The following is an 18,273-nucleotide window of genomic DNA, read 5'->3' on the forward strand; positions in this document are numbered from 1 at the left end:
GCCTGCGTGATCCCAAGGTGCCGTATCCCCGTCCCGGCGCTGTGCCGATGACGGGCCGCGCGTGGGGCTGCGAAAATAGATCCGTGCCGCAGTGATCGTTTTACCGTCTTATGACGTTAATGCACCAACACCCCCCGACGCTCCGTCCCGAGCGTCGGCGGCGGGAAGGAGATCCGGACCTGAACGTAACAGTGACGAAGACAAAGACGAACGGCGCGCGCGACGAACGTGCGGGCGCGGATTATGCCGACTTCGAGACCGCCTTCGACGCGGCCCGGGCAGATGGAATGTTCCGGGCGGTCGGGAGCCTCTACGATGCGAACGGACATCTGGGCGACAGGTGGATCGTGCTTCTCGATCATCTGGCCGAAGCCGGGCGTTCCAATCTCAATCTCGGGCGATTGCTCGAAGGTCATGCCAATGCGGTCCAGCTCGTCCGGCTCTACGGCAACGGCGACCAGCAGGCGCGTCTCGACCGGACGCTTGCGCAGGACGCCATTCTCGGCGTCTGGGGCGCCGACGGGGCGCCGCCGGCCTGCGTCGAGATCGGCGACGCGAACCAGCCGGTGCTGATGGGGTCGAAGCGTTACGCCTCGGGGCTCGGCATCCTGTCTCATGCCGTCGTGCCGGTGGCGCGCGAGGGCGGCGTCCTCCAGCTCTACCTCGTTCCGGCAAGCGAACCGTCGCGCCAGGACGTATCGAAATGGGCGATGAGCGGCATGCGGGAATCGGCTTCCGGCGGATTCTCGCTCGATCAGATCCCCGCCGACGAGACGACGATCCTCGGCGCGCCGGGCGTCTACAAGACCGAGCCCTTCTTCGAAGGCGGCATCTGGCGCTGTGCCGGTGTCCATGTCGGCGCGATCGAGGCGATCGTACGGCTGATGGCGCGTCATCTGGAAGCGAGCCAGCGGATCGATCACCCCCTGCAGGCCGAGCGCCTCGGCCATGCGATCATGCATGCCCGGACGGCTCGCCTTTGGGTGGAGGACGCCGCGCGCCGGATCGAAGCGCCCGGCAAGGGCCAAGCGATCACGCACGCGGTCGCGATCGCTTCCTATGCCCGCCTGCAGGTGGAATCGGATGCGCTTGCCGTGATGGAACTGGCCCGCCGCAGCGTCGGTCTTGCATCCTTCGAAACCGGCAACCTTCTCGACGCGGTCGTCGCCGATCTCTCGGTCTATCTGCGCCAGGCCAATCCGGACGCCCTCCTCCTGCACAAATGCCGGGCGATGGCCGCGGAGTACCTGTCGTGAGCGCAGGCAGCTGGGGCGAGTACCGGGCCCGTTGCGAGACCGCACCGGTGACGCACGCGGCGCGTCTCATCGGCGACGGGGGTCTCGTCGTCCTGGCGCCCCACCCCGACGACGAGACCTTCGGCGCGTCGGCGCTGTTCATCGAGGCGGGCCGTTCGGGTCGCAAGGTTGGGATCGTCGCCCTCACCGATGGCGAAGCCTCGCACAAGGGCTCGAAATCCGTCTCGCGCGCCGAACTCGCCGCGATCCGGCGCGCCGAACAGGCGGCGGCCGTCGCCGCACTCGGCGTCGCACATCCCGAATGGCTGCGTCTCGGCCTGCCCGATGGCGGCGCCTCGCGCGACGCGCGGTTCGCATCGGCCGCGGCGGCGATCGCTTCGCTCTGCGATCGCCTGGGAGCGACGGCCCTTGCGGCCCCCCATCCGGACGATCCGCATCCCGACCATCACGCAGCCGGCGCGCTCGCCGAAACCGTCGTCGCGCTCCGCCCGTCGCTGCGCCTGCTGCTTCATCCGATCTGGTCGCCGCGGCTCGGGAGCGACGCGCCGTATCGCAGCGATCGCCTGCTGCCGTTCCGGGTCAAAACCGATGTCGAGACGAAGATGAAGGCGACCGCCTGCCACAGATCGCAGCTCGGCGAGATCGTCACCGACGATCCGGACGGGTTTTCGCTGCCGGACTGGTTCCTGAAAGCCCAGCGCGCGCCGGCCGAGATCCATGGGTGGGCGTACAGGAACGGCACCCTGCCAGACGCGGCGCATTTCGCGCGGCTCTACGCCGACGACGGCGATCCGTGGCACGTGCGCAGCTCGGCCTACGAGGCGAACAAGCGTGCGGACAATCTCGACCAGCTTGCCGGTCGCAGCTATCGGCGCGGTCTCGACCTTGCCTGCGGCGAGGGTCATCTGGCCGCCGCCCTGACGACGAGCGGCACGGTGGCGGAAATGGTCGCGCTGGATCGGGACGCCTCGATCATCGCGCGTGCAAGGAGCGTTCACGCGGGCAACGACCGGCTGACCTTTCGAACCGGCAGCCTGCCGTTCGAGCTCCCCGACGGCCCGTTCGATTTCGCGGTCGTCTCGGAAGTGCTCTACTTTCTCGACGAGGACCGGATAGCCGCGCTGGCCGACGCGCTGGCCTCCCGTCTGTCGCCGGGCGGCGACATTCTTCTCGTCAGCTATCTCGGACCGACCGATACCCCGCTTTCGGGACGGGACGCGCAGGATCTCTTCGCCGCCTGCCTCGGGGAACGGGTCACGCCGGTCACCCGGCGCGATCGCCCCGGCTACCGGGCGGAGCTTTTTCGAAAAGGTCGCGAAGCCGGATGAGCGAGGGAAGACATCGCGCAAGATCGCTGACGCGCAGGCGTCGGCGCTCAAGACAGCGCAGTTCGGTCTCGGCATGATACCAGGCCATCGATCTCGGTCGCAGGACCGTCAGCTCGCTAGCGCGGCTCTCCGGCAGACCGAATGCGACGAGCCTTGCGCGGACCCGCGCGCGGTCCGGCTCCCGCTCGACGAGCGATCTCAACCTCAACCGGCGCAGCAGCGCGGCGGGGGGCTCCAGCGCTTCGTCCGCAAGCGGGTCGGCCTCGATCCGGTTTCGCTTGAGTTCCGCCGACAGCCCGCCTTCCGTGGCGCTGTCGAGGCGGCAGGAGGTTTCGACCCGCGGCTCGTTCGCGTAGGAAATCCGGAGGCCGGAGGCCTCGAAGCGGCGGCGAAGTGCGCGATCCTCGCCGAAGGGAGTGATCGGCAGTGGCCCGGCGATCTGGTAGGCCCGCGCCGTCATGGCGAAATTGGCGCCGCCTATATTGCCGTGATGGGGCCAGGGATTGTCCGGGTCGGGACAGATGAGTGCAGCGACGTGCCGGCTGGCATCGCGATATGTGCGGATCGTGGCATCGCGCCGAGGGTCCGAGGGCGGCAGGCGCGCGGCCTCCTCCGCAATGAAGCCGATGCGCCCGCAGACCATGTCGAACCCTGCCGCGAACGCAGTGTCATAGGCCTCCCTCAGGCCGGGCAGGACGTTCGTGTCCGCATCGGTGGAAAAGAGCCGGGCCCTCGGCGCGAGGAGACCGGCCAGCGCGAAGGCGAGCGCGCGGGCGCGCGGCGCCGAACCGATCGCCCCGAGCCAGCGCATCGAGACCACCGTGACCGCACAGCGCAGCCGCCCGGCCGTCGCGACGGCGATGTCCGCGGTCTCGTCGACCGTATCGTTGACGAGAAGGACGACGCGGAGCGTCGGTCCGAAGACGCGATCGAGAGCCTCGAGACACGCCGCGACCCGCACGCTCTCGTTGCGGGCGGGGATACAGGCGATATAGTCCGGCTCCGCGACCTCGGCCGTTCCGTGCGCGAGCGCGGCGAGATAGCCGCCGTGAGCGTCGACAATATCGGCGATGGCGTCGTTGAGCCCATCGGGTTTTTGCATCGAACGTCGTATCCAGCGGAACGAGGGGTATGGGCATGCGCCATGCCGGCCGCACCGGTAGCGCATGAAACATGATCTGGGAACGAGACCGGCCGTGACGAGCCGGACCGCGCATACGAAGACGGTCTGGATCGTCGGCAACGCTCCGGCGACCGTTGATCGATCGGCCGAGATCGACGGTGCCGACATCGTCGTGCGGTTCAACAATGCCGCGGGTTTCGGCGGCGTCAACGGATCGCGGACGACGCATCTCTTCCTGATCAATTGCGGCGGCCAGATGCGCGAATGGCTGGACGATCCCGATTTTTCCGAACGACCGCAGGTGCAGGCCGCCGACTGTATCCTGCTGCCGATCCATCCGGACAAGGACGAGCTGATCGATCCGCCGCTGACGCGCGAAGAACGGCTTGACCCGGACGCACGAAACTACGCGCGCGAGGCGCACGCCATGCTGGGCGAACGCAGCGACGCATCGGTGTCGATCCTGCCGGCCCGTCACTTCATCGAGGCCTGCCGCACCATCGGCCAGATAAGGCAGGAGCGGCGGATGCCCGCGCCGTCCACCGGGCTCATCGCCCTGCACTGGGCGCTGGCCACCTGTCGAAGCCCCATCGATGTGACCGGTTTTCGGTTCGACGGATGGCCCGGCCATCGATGGGAGGCGGAACGAGCCTTCTTCCGCGCGATGGAAGCGGGGGGACGGATCCGCATCCACGACAACGAATGACGCCGATCGCGCCCGAGCGCCCGAGCGCCCGAGCGCCCGAAGAAAGCTGCCCGCCCGCTTCTCTTGCGTCCACCGCATGGAACAGGCGAGACCGTTGCGGGCTTTGGTTACCGAAAGAATTGTCGAGGATCTGGACAGACGATGCCGAACGAGACGCACGGACGCGGCCGCATTTCACGCACCATGATCGAGGAGAGCCGCACCGCATGACGAAACCGATCGCATTCTTCGTCCACCATCAGGGGCGTGGACACGCCAACCGGACCATGGCGATGGTCGAGGCGTTCTCCGCGACCCGGCCGGTCTCCGTGATGACGGCCGGGCCGCTGCTGTTCGACGGGTTCTCGCGCGATATCGAACTGATCCCGCTTCCGAACATGATCGGTGCCGGTGTGCCGACCGCGCGCCTCTACGAGGAGCCGACGCCTTCGACGCTGCATTGCGTGCCGCTCGGCCTTGCGGAAATGCGCCGGACGATGCGGACGATCGTCGATCATCTCGACGACCGGGACGTCGGGCTTTTCGTCGTCGACGTCTCGTCGGAAATCGCGCTTCTGTCGCGGATCGCTTCCGTGCCGGCCGTCCAGATCCGCATGCATGGCGATCGCTCCGATATCGGCCATCTGGGCTCCTACGAATCGAGCGTCGGGATGCTGGCGCCGTTCGACGAGCGCCTGGAACAGGACGACTATCCGTCCAATCTGAGGGCGAAGACCTTTTATTCCGGCGGTCTGTGTACGACCCGCGATCCGGTTCGCGAGCGCGAGGCGGCCCGCAGGACGCTGGGTCTCGACCCGGAGCGGGCGCTCGTCGTCGTTCTGACGGGCGGCGGTGGAGCCGGCACGCCCTACGCGCCGCTGACCGTTGCCGCGCGGGCGGTGCCCGATGCCGAATGGCTCGTGCTCGGGCCGACGCTGAAGGAGGGGCACGAAACGAACTTTTCCAACCTTCGCGAACTCGGCTGGGTGGAAAACGTGACCGACTATCTCGCGGCTGCCGATATCGTCATCGCGTCCGCCGGCGACAACACCGTCACCGAGATCGCCCGGGTCGGGCGGCCCTTCGTCGTCATGCCGGAATGGCGTTATTTCGGTGAGCAAACCCGCAAGGCCGAGGCGTTGGCAAGGCTCGGCGCGGCGGTTCACGCACCGCGCTGGCCGGGAGACATTCCTGCCTGGCAGGCCTTGATGGCCGAGGCGCGAGAGCTCGACCCCGCCGCGATCGCGAAGCTTTACGACCCGAAAGCCGCCTCGAAGGCCGCCCACTGGCTCGAACATCTGACGGACACGCTTTGGACGTGACCCGCAGGGTCCCGAGCCCCACGCCTTCGCCCGGATCTGCGATCAGCTGAAGCGGACGCTGTCCGGTTGCCGCGCCGCCGCGATCTCGGCGCCGGTCGGATCCCGCTCGACGACGATGTCCGGGGCGGCGGGGGTCCAGGCGATCAGGCCCATTCCGGCGAACTGGCCGAGCCAGTAATCCATGCACCAGCGACCGTGCTTGGCGTGAAACCGCCGAGCATTGGCGATGATCGCGTGAAAATGCGGAAGCGGCGGGACGTGGACCGCGTGATGCTGATGGTAGGCCACCGCGCCCGCCGTCCAGAAAAGCGGAAGGCCGGCGGGCTTCAGCCGCGCGGCGAGATCGGTCTCCTCGCCCCCATAGCCGACGAAGCTCTCGTCCATGCCGCCGAGCTGCGTCCACGATGCCGCCGAGATCGCGAAGGACAGGCCCCAGAACTCACCCGTGTCCGGCTCCTCCCGAAGGCCGGTCTGCGGCATGGGCGGCTTCGACGGATGGACGATGCCGCACGCATGAAGAGCCTCGAAATCGAGCGGCCGCCCGACCGCGCCGCCGGGAAGATAGCGCACCTCGCCGAGGAACAGGCCCGCCCCTCCTCGGGCGGCCGCCTCGAAGCGCGCGACGAGAGGCGGCGAGGCGATGCAATCCACGTCGAGGAAGACGAGCGTTTCGCCGTTCGCGCGAGCGGCCGCGCGGTTGCGGGCTCTGGCCAGCGGCAGCCGCTCGCCCGGCACCAGGAACTGGCGGACCGGAATGCCGATGTCCGGCAGATCGGGTTCCACCGCCTCCTGCATGCAGGCGATCACCAGCTCGTCCGGTCTTTCCGTCTGGAGGCGCAGGCTCTCCATCAGATTGAGGAGATGGGCCCGGCGATTGCGCGTCAGGGTCAGAACGCTGACGGTCAATGGGGCCGCTCCCGCGAAACGCGCTCCCTGAAGTGCTCAACGCCCTCGATGATCCCCATCGCATGGCTCTGGTGCGAGACGTAGGTGTGAGCAAGATCAGGGCGGCTCGCCAGATCGTCGGAATAGTTTGCGACGATGATCGCCTGGGGAACGGCGCGCAGCATCTCGATGTCGTTGCCGCTGTCGCCCGCCACGAACACGTCGTCCTCGGACAGGCGGAGGCCTTCGCGCAGATAGGCGATCGCCGCACCCTTGGAGGCGGAGACCGGCAGGATATCGAGATAGCGGCCATGGCTGTGGATGACGGACGCCGCAAGGTGCCTGTCCTGAAGCCTCCTGTGGATGCGCTCGGGGAGCGCGCGGTCGCCGTTCGTGAGAAAACTCAGCTTCAGGTCGCGCTGCTCCAGGGGCGCCTGCGGCATCATGCCCGGCATGTCGTGCAGCGCGTCGACGATCCGGGCGCGATGCCAGTCCCTGGCGATCTGGCGGGTCCAGTCGTCGTCCCTGCGATAGGTGACGCCGTCGGGCTGAAGCCGGTAGATCTCCGTCCCGACCGACGAGATGATGATCTTGGGGAACGGTGCGTTCTGCTGTTCGAGGATCGAAAGCGCACTGTGGAAGGAGCGCCCGGAGGCGACCGCGAAGTCGAGATTGGTCTCGGTCTCGTGCCAGCGCGAGAAGCTCTCTATGCAGGTTCGGCATCCCGTCAGCGTGTTGTCGATATCGCAGACGAGCAATTGCCGCGGACCGTCCGCCTCGCGCCTGCGGCCCTGGCTCGTCATCCGGGCCATGAGCGCCGTGCAGCGTTCGGCGTGACGCGTCCAGTCGTAGGCGGCGACCGCCTGCGCGCCGTTCCGCGCATATTTATCCCACAGGCCCGAATCCTCCAGGATCTCCCGGCAGGCCTGCGCGATCGCACCCTGATCCTGCGGATTGACGAGACGCCCGTTGCGGCACAGTTCGACGATGTCGTTCGGCCCGCCGCTGTCGGTCGCCACGACCGGAAGGCCGGCGGCGGCGGCTTCGAGAAGCGTCAACCCGAACGGCTCGTTGAGCGCGGGATTGACGAAGATCCCGCGTCTTTCCCGCGCGAACGCATAGACGGACGGAATGTCGACCGGCTGATGTGTTTTCGGCAGTGCGACCTGACCGTAGAGATCGTGCCTGTCGATCGCCTCGAGGATGTGGCGCATCTCGTTCGCCGTTTCGGCGTCGAGATCGGCGATGTCCTCGCGGGTGCCGGCCAGGATCACGAGATTGGCCTTGTCGCGCAGCCAGGGGTCGCGACCGAACGCTTCGACCAGCATGGGCAGGTTCTTCTTGGCGACCGGGCGGGCGATCGCGAGAATGACGGGCTTGTCCGGCGCGCGCAGGAAGGGCGCGATCATTTCGGTCACCGCATCGCTCGGCGCGGCGTCGCGATAGGCATCGAGCTTGCTGCCGGGTTCGATGATCCGGATCTTGCCGGGATCGTAGGTGTCGAAGCCGGCATACTGGACCTCGGCCTCGTTGCGGGACGATGCGATGACGAGATCGGCTTCGGCGAACGCGGCTTCCTCGATCGCGATGCGGCGCGACAGCATGTCGCGCGTCTGGGGCGAAAGCGCCTGCGCCCCGATCGCGTCCTGCTTGACGCGGCCGAGCGAATGGGCGGTGAAGACGAACGGGACGCCGATGCCCTTGCCGATGGTCGCGGACACCGTTGCCGCGTCGGCATAATGCGCATGCAGATAGGTCGGCTTCGATGGCTGGTCGTCGATCCACCGGCGAAGTGCTGCCGCGAAGCTCGCGGTCTCGGCCCAGAGTTCTTCCTTCGCCAGATAGGCGGGGCTCGCCGTCGGCAGGCGCAGGATCGCGACCTTGTCGTCGATCTCGTCGTAGCCGGCCCGATAATCCTCTCCATAGACGCTGTCGAAGGCGCGCGTTGCGATCACGATCCGCTCGATCGCAGGATCTGCCGCCTGCGCTTCCACCAGTTCCAGCACGTATTTGATATGGCCGCCGGTATCGGGAGTCAGCCCGTACTGAACGTCCCGGGCTTTCAAACATCCCTGAAGAGCGATGTGAAGAATGAACATGAATCGCTTCCCATTACAGTCGTATGATGACCAAACGATTTTGAAGGCCATATGGCTGCATATGAAAACGTTGCGCGTCGCCCAGCTTGCTCCCAACATCGTCCCGACACCGCCCGATACCTCCGGTGGAACGGAGCGGATCGTCCATGATCTCAGCGAAGCTCTGGAATCGCTGGGCGTTTCCGTCACGCTGTTCGCGCCCTCCGACAGCCGCAGCCCGATTGCGCGTATCGGTGATCTACCGAGCCTGAAAGCCCTTGAAGCCGAACATGGACATGTTCCGCCCTCGATCCCCCAGGTTCTGGAAGCCGTTCAAATGGAAGCGCTGCGAAAGCGTCTCGACCTGTTCGACATCGTCCATTGCCACGGCGAGTTCTTCCATGCCGCGCTTTTGGGAGAGCGACGCAAGCACTCGTTGACCACGATCCACTGGCGGGTCGACGAGTTGGACCGCAAGCTCTTCTTCGAGGCGTTTCCCGATCTGCCCGTCGCCGCGATCTCGCGCAGCCAATGGGAGCAGATTCCCACCGCCAACCGTGCCGGCATCGTCCATCACGGACTTGCGCAGGAGCGTTACGCCTTACGCTCCGGCGAGGGAGGCTTCGCCGTGTTCATCGGACGGATGACCGACCAGAAGCAGCCGGACGCCGCCATCCGGATCGCCCGGGCCGCCGGTCTGCCGATCAGGCTCGCGGGCGCCATCGATGTCGGGAACCCCACCTATTTCGATCGGAACGTCAGACCGCTTCTGGCGGATGACGCCGTGTTCGTCGGGCCGAAGGACGATCACGAGAAACAGCACCTGATCGGTGCGGCAAGAGCCTTGCTGTTTCCCATCGACTGGCCCGAGCCTTTCGGTCTCGTGATGATCGAGGCGATGGCCTGCGGCACGCCGGTGATCGCGTTCGATCGCGGCTCGGTTCCCGAAATCGTGGAGGACGGCGTCACCGGCTTCGTCGTGAAGGACGAGGCGGAAGCCGTGGAGGCCCTGAAGCGGGTGGGCAGGCTTGACCGATCGGTGATCCGAAAGCGGTTCGAGGACCGCTTTACCGCAAGACGCATGGCGCAGGACTATCTGGCGCTCTATCGCAGGCTGCGCTCACAATGAGCATTCGGCGAACGGCGCTGATCGCCTGGGACTATCCGCCTAGCGCCAGCGGGCTGGCGGTCGCCGCGCGCGAGATTGCCGAAAGCCTCGCCCTTGCCGGCGTCGAGACCAGCGTGTTCACGCTCGACCGGTCGGGCGACGATTGGCTGAACGGGGTGCGCATCCTGGGTTGCAGCCCGGCGGCGCCCGGCCTTTCGGGTTTTGCCAGAAAGCGCATGGCCCTCGGCCATCTCGTGGCGCCGCGCTGGTTCGGGACAAGGATCGCGGCCGAACACGCGGTCCGGCCCTTCGATTGCCTCGAGGCGACCAACTGGTATGCCCCGGCCGCGCTCGCATGTCGAACGCCCGGCCTTCCCTTCGTCACGCGCCACTCGACGCCCGCGGCCCTGACGGGTGCGGTGAGTGGAGGGTTGCGCGACCGCATCGATGGCCGGGCCGCATGCTGGCTCGAGGCTGCCACGGCGCGCCGTGCCGACGGCCATATCTTCAACACGCAGGAGCATGGAGAGGTCGTCGAAGCGCTCTACGCGCTTTCCGCCAGGCGCCCGAACGCGGTCGTCGGCCTCTCGCTGCCGCCCGAACGCCTGCGCGCGGCCGCGGCGGCGCGATATCCCGCGGCGGGGGACGGGCCGGTGGAACTTCTCTTCGTCGGCCGTCCCGAAAGGCGCAAAGGGTTCGACTGCCTGACAGGCGCGGTGGAGATCCTCAGCAAGGCCGCGATCAAGGGGGCCCTGCCCGCCTTTCGCCTGCGTCTCGTGGGGGTGACGAACCGGGATATCGATGGGCTATCGGACGATGCGCGTCGCTGCGTCGAAGCGCTCGGGTTCCAGAGCGAACCCGATCTCGACGCGCTCTACCGCGCCGCGCATATCGTCGTCGCGCCGTCGCGATACGAATCCTTCGGCCTCGTCTACCAGGAGGCGCTCGCCTTCGGGCGCCCGGTCGTCGCGCTTGCCCAGGATGCCTCGGCGCTGAAGGTGATCGGGGCGAGCGGCGCGGGCTTCCTGGCGAGCGATGCGACCGGCCAAGCACTCGCGGACGCCCTGTTCCCCTTGATCGGCAACGGCGCCCTGCGCCTTCAGCTCCATGGCAAAGCCCTTCAGGCCGCCGGGCAGTTCGATCGCGCACGCCTCGCCCGCGAAACGCTGGCTCTGTATGAAGCCGCGCGCGATCATCGAAGATCGATCCGCTGACTGCCCGAACGGTGCGATCGAAGCCCGCTTGAGGAGAGATCGGGCGGCGAGACGATCGTTTCGATGTCGATGCCTTGCTTCTTCGGTTGGTTCGAGGTTCGAACGAACTTCGCAAAAAACCTGGCCACGCGAGCGCAGGATTTGCAATCAACAGCTTACCACGTGTCCGTTTCGTCGATAATGTCATTTGCAACCGCAGACCGCATTCAGGCCCGATCGCGATTCGAGAAGGATGAGACGTTGGACGAACCGTCACTTCCAGCAAGGCCGGTCACGTTTATGTCCGGAGGCGGCGAAATGGGACGACGTCTGCGCGACCACGACTGGACCGCGACGTCGCTCGGACCGCCGGAAACCTGGCCCGAATCGCTGGCGATCCTCGTGCGGGTGCTTCTCAGCTCCCGCCAACCGATGTTTCTCGCCTGGGGTGAGGACCGCACGCTCATCTACAACGAAAGCTATGCGCCGATGCTCGGCACGCGCGAGGCCAACGCGCTGGGCCGGCCCTTCTTCGATGTCTGGCCCGAAGTGCGCGAGGAAGTCGGCGCGCTGATGGATCGCGTCTTCGCGAACGATCCGGTCCACATGGACGATCTGGAACTGACGCTGCATCGCAACGGCTATCCGGAAGAGGCACACTTCGCCTTCTCCTATACGCCGATCCCGGACGACGACGGCGTGGTGGTGGGACTTTTCTGCGCCTGCGTCGAGACGACCCGAGTGGTCCTTGCCGAACGGCGCGAGACCGAGGCGAACAATCGCCAGCGCCTCTTCCTCCAGCAGATGCCAGGCTTCGTGGCGGTGCTCGCGGGGCCGGACCACCGCTACGAATATGTCAATGACAGCCATATCGCGCTCTTCGGCTCGCGCGATTTCATCGGCATGCCCATCCGCCAGGCCTCCCCCGAGCGGGTGCGGCAGGGTTTCGTCGAACGCCTCGACAGCGTCTACGCGACCGGCGAGCCGTTCAGGGGAAGCGAGATCCCCATCCAGATCGGCAAGGATGGCAGCGAGCATTTCGTCGATCTCCTGTTCCAGCCGATCCGCCACGAGAACGGCCAGATCACGGGCATCTTCATCGGCGGCTACGACGTCACCCAACGGGTCGAGGCGCAGCGCGCGCTGAAGGAAAGCGAGATGCGCCTGCTCGATCTCAACCGGACCCTGGAGGAGCGCGTCGCCGAACGCACGGCCGAACGCGACCGGCTCTGGACGCTGTCGGAGGACATGCTGGCCCGCGCCGATTTCAGTGGCATGATGACCGCCGTCAGCCCGTCATGGACGCGCGTGCTCGGCTGGCCGGAAGCCGAGCTTTTGAAGCGGCCCTATGCCAGCTTCATGCATCCCGACGACGAGGCGCCGACGCTCGCCGGCCTTGCCCGCATGGGCGAGACCATGCGTCCGACGCGCTTCGAGAACCGGATTTCCACCCGTGACGGCCAGTGGAAGCCGATCGAATGGACGGTCGCGCCGGAGGAAGACGGCGTGAACTTCATCGCCGTCGGCCGCGACCTCAACACGGTCAAGGCGCAGGACGCCGAGCTTGCGGCCGTGCAGGACGCGCTGCGCCAGAGCCAGAAGATGGAAGCCGTCGGCCAGTTGACTGGCGGGCTGGCGCACGACTTCAACAATCTCCTGGCGGGAATCTCCGGCAGCCTCGAAATGATGCAGACCCGGATCGCACAGGGTCGCGTCGACGAAATCGAGCGGTACATGGTCGGTGCGCAGGGGGCAGCCAAGCGCGCAGCCGCCCTCACCCATCGTCTTCTCGCCTTTTCGCGGCGCCAGACGCTCGCGCCCAAGCCGACCGACGTCAACCGTCTCGTCGAGGGCATGGTGGAGTTGATCGAGAGGACGGTAGGCCCGCAGATCGAGGTCCGGTTCGTCACGAATGCCGGCCTGTCCACCACCCTCGTCGATGCTCCGCAGCTCGAGAACGCGCTTCTCAACCTTTGCATCAATGCCCGGGACGCCATGCCGGACGGGGGACGGATCACCATCGAGACCGCCAATACCTGGTTCGATGACCAGGTGGCGCGCCAGCAGGACCTGCCGGCCGGCGAATATGTCTCCATGTGCGTCTCGGACACCGGAACCGGTATGACCAGCGACGTGATCGAGAAGGCGTTCGATCCGTTCTTCACGACCAAGCCGATCGGCGTGGGAACCGGTCTCGGTCTCTCGATGATCTACGGCTTCGTGCGCCAGTCCGGCGGTCAGGTGCGGATACGTTCGAAGATCGACACGGGATCCACGGTCTGCATCTACCTGCCCGCCCATATGACCGCGGCCGTCGACGAAATCGAAGTGGCGAAGGAGATCCCGCAGCCGAGCGGTGCCGGTGAAACCGTGCTGGTGATCGACGACGAGCCGCTTGTCCGAATGCTGATCGTGGACGTCGTGGAGGATCTCGGCTACGCCGCGATCGAGGCGGCCGACGGACCGCAGGGCATGAAAATCCTCAATTCGGACACGAAGATCGACCTTCTCGTCACCGATGTCGGACTGCCCAACGGGATGAACGGGCGCCAGGTGGCGGATGCGGCGCGTGAACGCCGGCCGGGGCTGAAAGTGCTGTTCGTGACCGGATATGCGGAAAATGCCGTGCTGAACCAAGGCCAGCTCGACATGGGTATGGACGTCGTGACGAAACCCTTCGACATGGACGCGCTCGCCGCCAAGATCACGGCGATGATCAAGACGAACGCCTGACCGGCATCGGCCCCGTTCGCCTCGAGGCAGGCGCGGCGCTCGGCAATTTGCGTCTCCTCTGACGCCGGCCTCATCAGGCGATCCTGGGGGCCCAATCGTGTCGGAACGCCGAGGACAGGTTGAGATTGGACGGACAGGCGAGCGCCGGTGGTGGATCGAACAATCCCTCGTTCAGATAGCTGAGGGTGGACGAGAGCTGACGGTGCGTGAACGGCTTCGACAAGACCCCGATGCCGCCGCGATAGTCGCCATGCAGCCGCTTCGGCGTCGCGGTGAGGAAGATGAACGCCGTCCCCCCCTTGGACCGGATATGCTCGGCAACCTCGATGCCCGTCGTCCCGTCCAGCAGTTCGACGTCGATGATGCACAATTCCGGTTTCCACCGGTCGTAGAGCGCGATCGCCTCGTTCGCGCACACCGCGGAACCGACGACCACATGGCCTCCATCCTCGATGATCCCTTCGATATCCATCGCGATCAATCCTTCATCTTCGACGATCAGGATATGCAGGGGAGTAAGTGTCATTCGGTCATCCTCGTCTTGTCGGCATCGATGCGGATCGTCGACCGCGTTCCCGGATGGGCAGGCTCCTGTATGAATTGCGCGCGCAGCTGCCGTGCCAGCGACCTGACCAGCTTCGTGCCGAATGTCGGCTTCTTCGGCGCTGGAGCGGCATCCGCTTCGCCGCGATCGGGTAGCCCCACGCCATCGTCCTCGATGACGACGGAGAAGCCGGACGCGTCCTGGCGTGAGGCGATGCGGATCGTCCCGCCCTGGCTCGGATCGGGAAAGGCATGCTTGAGCGCGTTGGTCAGCAGTTCGTTCACGAGCAGCGCGATCGGCGAGGCATTCTGCGCACTGGTCTCGATCGACTGGAGATCGAGATCGAGGGAGATCTCCGGCCGGCTCGACGTGTCGAGAAGGCTGGTGGCGAGATCCCGGATGAAATCGGCCAGATCGAACTGGCTGATATCCTCCGCCTCGTAGAGACGGCGGTGGACGACGCCCAGCGTATCGACGCGGGACAGGGTCTGCGACAGGGCCGCCTTCACGTCCGCGCTGTCGGAGACGCGCGCCTGGTTCCGGATCATCGCGGAGACCATCTGCAGATTGTTCTTCACCCGGTGGTCGACTTCGTGCAGCAACATCTTCTGCTGCTCCAACGCCTGTTCGAGCTCGACCGTGCGCTCCTTGACGGCCGCCTCGAAGAAGGCGCGATCCTCGTGCGCCTTCAGTTCGCGGTCCTTGATCTCGGTCACGTCGAGCTGCGATGCGAAGAAGAACTGGAGGTCACCGTCATGGCCGAAGACCGGGCTCATGTAGAGGGCGTTCCAGAAGGTCGAACCGTCCTTGCGATAGTTCAGGATCTCGACCGATACGTCCGTGCGTGCCGCGACCGCTTCGCGCAGGCGATCGATGGCGGCCGGATCGGTGTCGGGCCCCTGCAGGAAACGGCAGTTCACCCCCATGCATTCGTCGCGCGAATAGCCGGACAGGCGGATGAAGGCATCGTTCGCGAAGACGATCGGATTGTCGCTCTTGCGCGGATCGGTGACGATCATCGGCATGCGCGTCGAGCGAACGGCCGCTGCAAACGGATCGCCCGTGCCCTGCTCCGCATCGAGGGCATCCGTCAGTCGAAACGCATCGATATCTTCCACTACACATCCTAAACGACTGGAACTCATGACACGACTAGAACTGCCGGACAGGCGATTTGTTTCGTGGGACACCGGTATCGGGGACCGGGCGGACCCCATCGTTCGCGCCGCAATATCGTGGCCGATCCCGTTTCTCGCGGAAAATCACGTTTGGAAACATAGCGATAGCCATCAACGCATTCTTCGCGCAGATCCGAAGCACCCGTTTTCACGAAGACGTATGTCGTTGCAGACCCCTCGCATCGTCCGATGACGATCCGGGCGCTTTGCCGCGACCCCGCAGGCCCGATCGTCCATCCCGCCTGCGATCGAGCGCCCGGAGACCGAAACGCCTGTCTTGCGGAATGCGCCATCGGGCCGCGTGCAAACCGGCCGCGCGCGCGCCGTCCGATCGGGCGGCCCTGCCGGACCGAGGCGCCGGATGCCGCCTCTTCAACAGGCGTCCTATGCCGGCAGGGACGTGGCGGGCGTGCGGTTCCTGAACCCCAGGAAAAAACGGATCATCTCGCGCGAGGCGTCGGGCCCTGCCGGGTCCGTATTGCGGCCGAAGACGCTGCCACCGGACCAGGCGTGGCCGCTCCCGTGCACGATCCAGGTCTCGATCATCGGCTTCTCGCGCTTGTGCCGGTAGACCGTGCAGGTGAACGCCCGTCCGCCCTTCGACCGGCCTGTCTCGATCCGGCTCGACACGGCGCCCGGCGCGAGCGCCAGTGCGTCGGCGACGAAGCCGTCCACATTGAGCGGATTGACGACGTGATCCTCGTCTCCGTGGAAGACGATGATCGGGTGTGTGCGGGTCTGCGAGGCGCTCGGCGTTCCCTCGCTGCCGTTTCGCATGGCCGAAAGCGCGGTGTTGATGGTGCGCACTTCGCCCCTGGGCAATCCCGAATGGACGCCGACGGCGGCAAAGAGCTCGGGATAGGCGGCCGCCACGATCGCCGCCTCGGCCCCTCCGGCCGAAATGCCCGCGATGTAGATCCGGCTTCTGTTCGCCTTGCTGAGGCCGGCGATCGCCTGCGTGAGTTCGGCGATCTTCGCCGGCTCCCCCGATCCGCGCTTCTGGCTCCCGGCCAGATGCCAGTTCCAACACCGGTTGATGTTCGCCGATTTCGATTGCTCGGGGTAGAGAACAAGGAAGCCGATCTCGTCGGCGAGCGCGTTCATGCCCGTTCCCGTGGCAAAATTGTCCGCGGTCTGGCCGCAGCCGTGCAGCATCACCACCAGCGGCAGCGCGCGGCGCGCCGAGCCGATCGGCGTATAGAGCTTGTACGCGAGTTTGCCGCAGCTGCTGGCGAACTCCCCGTCGACGAAACTGCCCGGAGCGGGCCGGACGGGGCGGGACGGCGTGCGTGGAACGGCTGCTTTCGGGCGGGGCTTGGCCGCCAACGTCTTGAGCATCGCCGCCGAAATCTTCGGTGTCGACTTGCGCCTCGGCCTCGCCTTCGGCTTGGCGGGGGCCAGCATCGTCTCGACCGCACGCACGGACGCCAGCTGTGCCTTGCGTGCCCGCCGCGTCGTCTTGATGAGCGTCAGGAATGGGTTGCGCATGGCTCTTATCCGATCGATGTGAATGTGAAACCGCGACCTTCCCGCTGAACGGTCCACCTCCCGCCAGATGTCAACGGAAAGCCTGCCCATCAGTTGCTGCACTGCACAAATATTTCTTTTGCCGATCGAATGGAGATCAGACGCTTCGTCTCGCGTTGGGCGTCCGGACACGGAGGATGGTGGGCTCGCGCTCCTTCACACCGGCGTCCCTTGCCTGCCGCTCGCGATGCGACGGGAGACACGCCCCTCGAAACGCTTCGGCGGACCGGCGGCACGGCACGCGGACACCGGCTCTCCGGTCCTCGCCGTTCTCGTGCCGCACAGCAAGGGCCAGGCTACCGGACGGCAAGGCCCTCGGCGTCGAAGCGGTGGATCTTGTCGTCCTGGGGCGTCATGGAAATCCGGTCCCCGTGCTTGACCGGGAACTCGCCGTCGGCGCGCACCGTGAGCGGCTCGTCGCTGACCGGTGAATCGACGTGGAGGAACGTGTCGGACCCCAGATGTTCGGAGACCTTGACCACGCCCGTCCACAATCCCTCGCCGGTGGAGATCCGCACATGCTCGGGCCGCACGCCGATCGTGTGCGCATTGTACTTCTTCGCCTCGGCACCGCCGATGAGGTTCATTTTGGGCGAGCCGATGAAGCCGGCGACGAAGGTGTTGCGCGGATTGGAATAGAGTTCGAGCGGCGAGCCGACCTGCTCGATGTTTCCGGCCCGCAGCACGACGATCTTGTCGGCCATCGTCATCGCCTCGACCTGGTCGTGGGTGACGTAGACCATCGTCGTCTTGAGCCGCTGGTGAAGTTCGGAGATTTCCAGACGCATGCCGACGCGCAGGGCGGCGTCGAGGTTCGACAGGGGTTCGTCGAAGAGGAAGGCGGCGGGCTCGCGCACGATGGCACGCCCGATGGCGACGCGCTGTCGCTGGCCGCCCGAAAGCTGTCCCGGGCGCCGGTCGATGTAGGAATCCAGATTGAGGATCTTGGCCGCATTGTCGACGCGGGCCTTGATCTGCGCCTTGTCCATCTTCGCCATCATCAGCGGAAAGGCGATGTTCTTGCGAACGCTCATGTGCGGATAGAGCGCGTAGGACTGGAACACCATGGCAAGGCGCCGCTGGGCCGGCGGCAGTCCGGTGGCATCGACGCCGTCGATCTCGATCGTGCCCGACGTCGTATCCTCGAGGCCCGCGATGAGGCGGAGTAGCGTGGACTTGCCGCAGCCCGACGGGCCGACGAACACCACGAACTCGCCCTCCTCGATCTTCAGATCGAGATCGGGGATGATGACCACGTCGCCGAAGGCCTTGCGGACGCTCCTGAGCTGAATCTGGCCCATGGGTTCTGACTC

Annotated in this window: 14 protein-coding genes and 1 pseudogene; 8 read left to right on the forward strand and 7 right to left on the reverse strand. The window is 66.1% G+C overall.

The window, feature by feature from the left end; all coding sequences use genetic code 11:
- The first annotated feature begins 191 nt into the window (after positions 1-191).
- On the forward strand, positions 192-1,256 hold the full coding sequence (locus tag U0C82_RS03165; RefSeq protein ID WP_322185595.1) for an acyl-CoA dehydrogenase family protein: 1,065 nt from the start codon (positions 192-194) through the stop codon (positions 1,254-1,256).
- Positions 1,253-2,584 carry a bifunctional PIG-L family deacetylase/class I SAM-dependent methyltransferase gene (locus tag U0C82_RS03170; RefSeq protein WP_322185596.1) on the forward strand — a complete coding sequence of 444 codons (1,332 nt, stop codon included), beginning with the start codon at positions 1,253-1,255 and terminating at the stop codon, positions 2,582-2,584. Before U0C82_RS03165 ends, U0C82_RS03170 begins: the two co-directional genes overlap by 4 nt.
- Here the strand turns inward: U0C82_RS03170 and U0C82_RS03175 are convergent.
- Positions 2,520-3,686 (reverse strand): glycosyltransferase, encoded by a 1,167-nt coding sequence (locus U0C82_RS03175; RefSeq protein WP_322185597.1) that lies wholly within the window; start codon positions 3,684-3,686, stop codon positions 2,520-2,522. The genes U0C82_RS03170 and U0C82_RS03175 overlap by 65 nt on opposite strands.
- 94 nt (positions 3,687-3,780) lie before the next feature.
- Here U0C82_RS03175 and U0C82_RS03180 point away from each other — a divergent pair, with 94 nt between their 5' ends.
- Positions 3,781-4,413 carry a glycosyltransferase family 29 protein gene (locus tag U0C82_RS03180; protein ID WP_322185598.1) on the forward strand — a complete coding sequence of 211 codons (633 nt, stop codon included), beginning with the start codon at positions 3,781-3,783 and terminating at the stop codon, positions 4,411-4,413.
- Positions 4,414-4,619: 206 nt separating this feature from the next.
- Complete coding sequence (locus U0C82_RS03185) at positions 4,620-5,714, forward strand: glycosyltransferase (protein WP_322185599.1); 1,095 nt, start codon at positions 4,620-4,622, stop codon at positions 5,712-5,714.
- Positions 5,715-5,756: 42 nt separating this feature from the next.
- Here the strand turns inward: U0C82_RS03185 and U0C82_RS03190 are convergent, their stop codons facing one another.
- Together U0C82_RS03190 and U0C82_RS03195 are read right to left on the reverse strand one after the other, a co-directional pair.
- Positions 5,757-6,620, reverse strand: coding sequence for a glycosyltransferase family 2 protein (locus U0C82_RS03190; RefSeq protein ID WP_322185600.1), 864 nt, complete (start codon positions 6,618-6,620; stop codon positions 5,757-5,759).
- The gene (locus U0C82_RS03195) at positions 6,617-8,698 is read right to left on the reverse strand and encodes an HAD-IIB family hydrolase (RefSeq protein WP_322185601.1); all 2,082 of its coding nucleotides are present in this window, start codon (positions 8,696-8,698) and stop codon (positions 6,617-6,619) included. The genes U0C82_RS03190 and U0C82_RS03195 overlap by 4 nt, the downstream gene beginning before the upstream one ends.
- A 61-nt stretch (positions 8,699-8,759) precedes the next feature.
- On the opposite strand from U0C82_RS03195, the gene U0C82_RS03200 reads away from it, so the two are divergent.
- The 4 genes and pseudogenes from U0C82_RS03200 to U0C82_RS03210 all read left to right on the forward strand — a co-directional run bounded on the left by U0C82_RS03200 (position 8,760) and on the right by U0C82_RS03210 (position 13,711).
- Positions 8,760-9,806, forward strand: a complete 1,047-nt coding sequence (locus tag U0C82_RS03200; RefSeq protein ID WP_322185602.1) for a glycosyltransferase family 4 protein — start codon at positions 8,760-8,762, stop codon at positions 9,804-9,806.
- Positions 9,803-10,999, forward strand: coding sequence for a glycosyltransferase family 4 protein (locus U0C82_RS03205; protein ID WP_322185603.1), 1,197 nt, complete (start codon positions 9,803-9,805; stop codon positions 10,997-10,999). The genes U0C82_RS03200 and U0C82_RS03205 overlap by 4 nt, the downstream gene beginning before the upstream one ends.
- Positions 11,000-11,410: 411 nt before the next feature.
- Positions 11,411-11,710 (forward strand): annotated as a pseudogene (locus U0C82_RS18915) (PAS domain-containing protein); the annotation flags it as partial.
- Between the two features lie 9 nt (positions 11,711-11,719).
- Positions 11,720-13,711 carry a hybrid sensor histidine kinase/response regulator gene (locus U0C82_RS03210; RefSeq protein WP_416186618.1) on the forward strand — a complete coding sequence of 664 codons (1,992 nt, stop codon included), beginning with the start codon at positions 11,720-11,722 and terminating at the stop codon, positions 13,709-13,711.
- A 73-nt stretch (positions 13,712-13,784) separates the two neighbouring features.
- Here U0C82_RS03210 and U0C82_RS03215 read toward each other — a convergent pair whose 3' ends face one another.
- From U0C82_RS03215 to U0C82_RS03230, 4 genes are all read right to left on the reverse strand, one after another.
- Entirely contained in the window at positions 13,785-14,237 is a 453-nt protein-coding gene (locus tag U0C82_RS03215; RefSeq protein ID WP_322185605.1) for a response regulator, read from the reverse strand.
- Positions 14,234-15,373 (reverse strand): histidine kinase dimerization/phosphoacceptor domain -containing protein, encoded by a 1,140-nt coding sequence (locus tag U0C82_RS03220; RefSeq protein WP_322185606.1) that lies wholly within the window; start codon positions 15,371-15,373, stop codon positions 14,234-14,236. The genes U0C82_RS03215 and U0C82_RS03220 overlap by 4 nt, the downstream gene beginning before the upstream one ends.
- Before the next feature lie 444 nt (positions 15,374-15,817).
- Complete coding sequence (locus tag U0C82_RS03225; RefSeq protein WP_322185607.1) at positions 15,818-16,921, reverse strand: extracellular catalytic domain type 1 short-chain-length polyhydroxyalkanoate depolymerase; 1,104 nt, start codon at positions 16,919-16,921, stop codon at positions 15,818-15,820.
- 335 nt (positions 16,922-17,256) lie between these two features.
- Positions 17,257-18,261 (reverse strand): ABC transporter ATP-binding protein, encoded by a 1,005-nt coding sequence (locus U0C82_RS03230; RefSeq protein ID WP_322185608.1) that lies wholly within the window; start codon positions 18,259-18,261, stop codon positions 17,257-17,259.
- Positions 18,262-18,273: the final 12 nt, after the last annotated feature.

The sequence above is a fragment of the Fulvimarina uroteuthidis genome, from assembly GCF_034321785.1.
Lineage (GTDB): Bacteria > Pseudomonadota > Alphaproteobacteria > Rhizobiales > Rhizobiaceae > Fulvimarina > Fulvimarina uroteuthidis.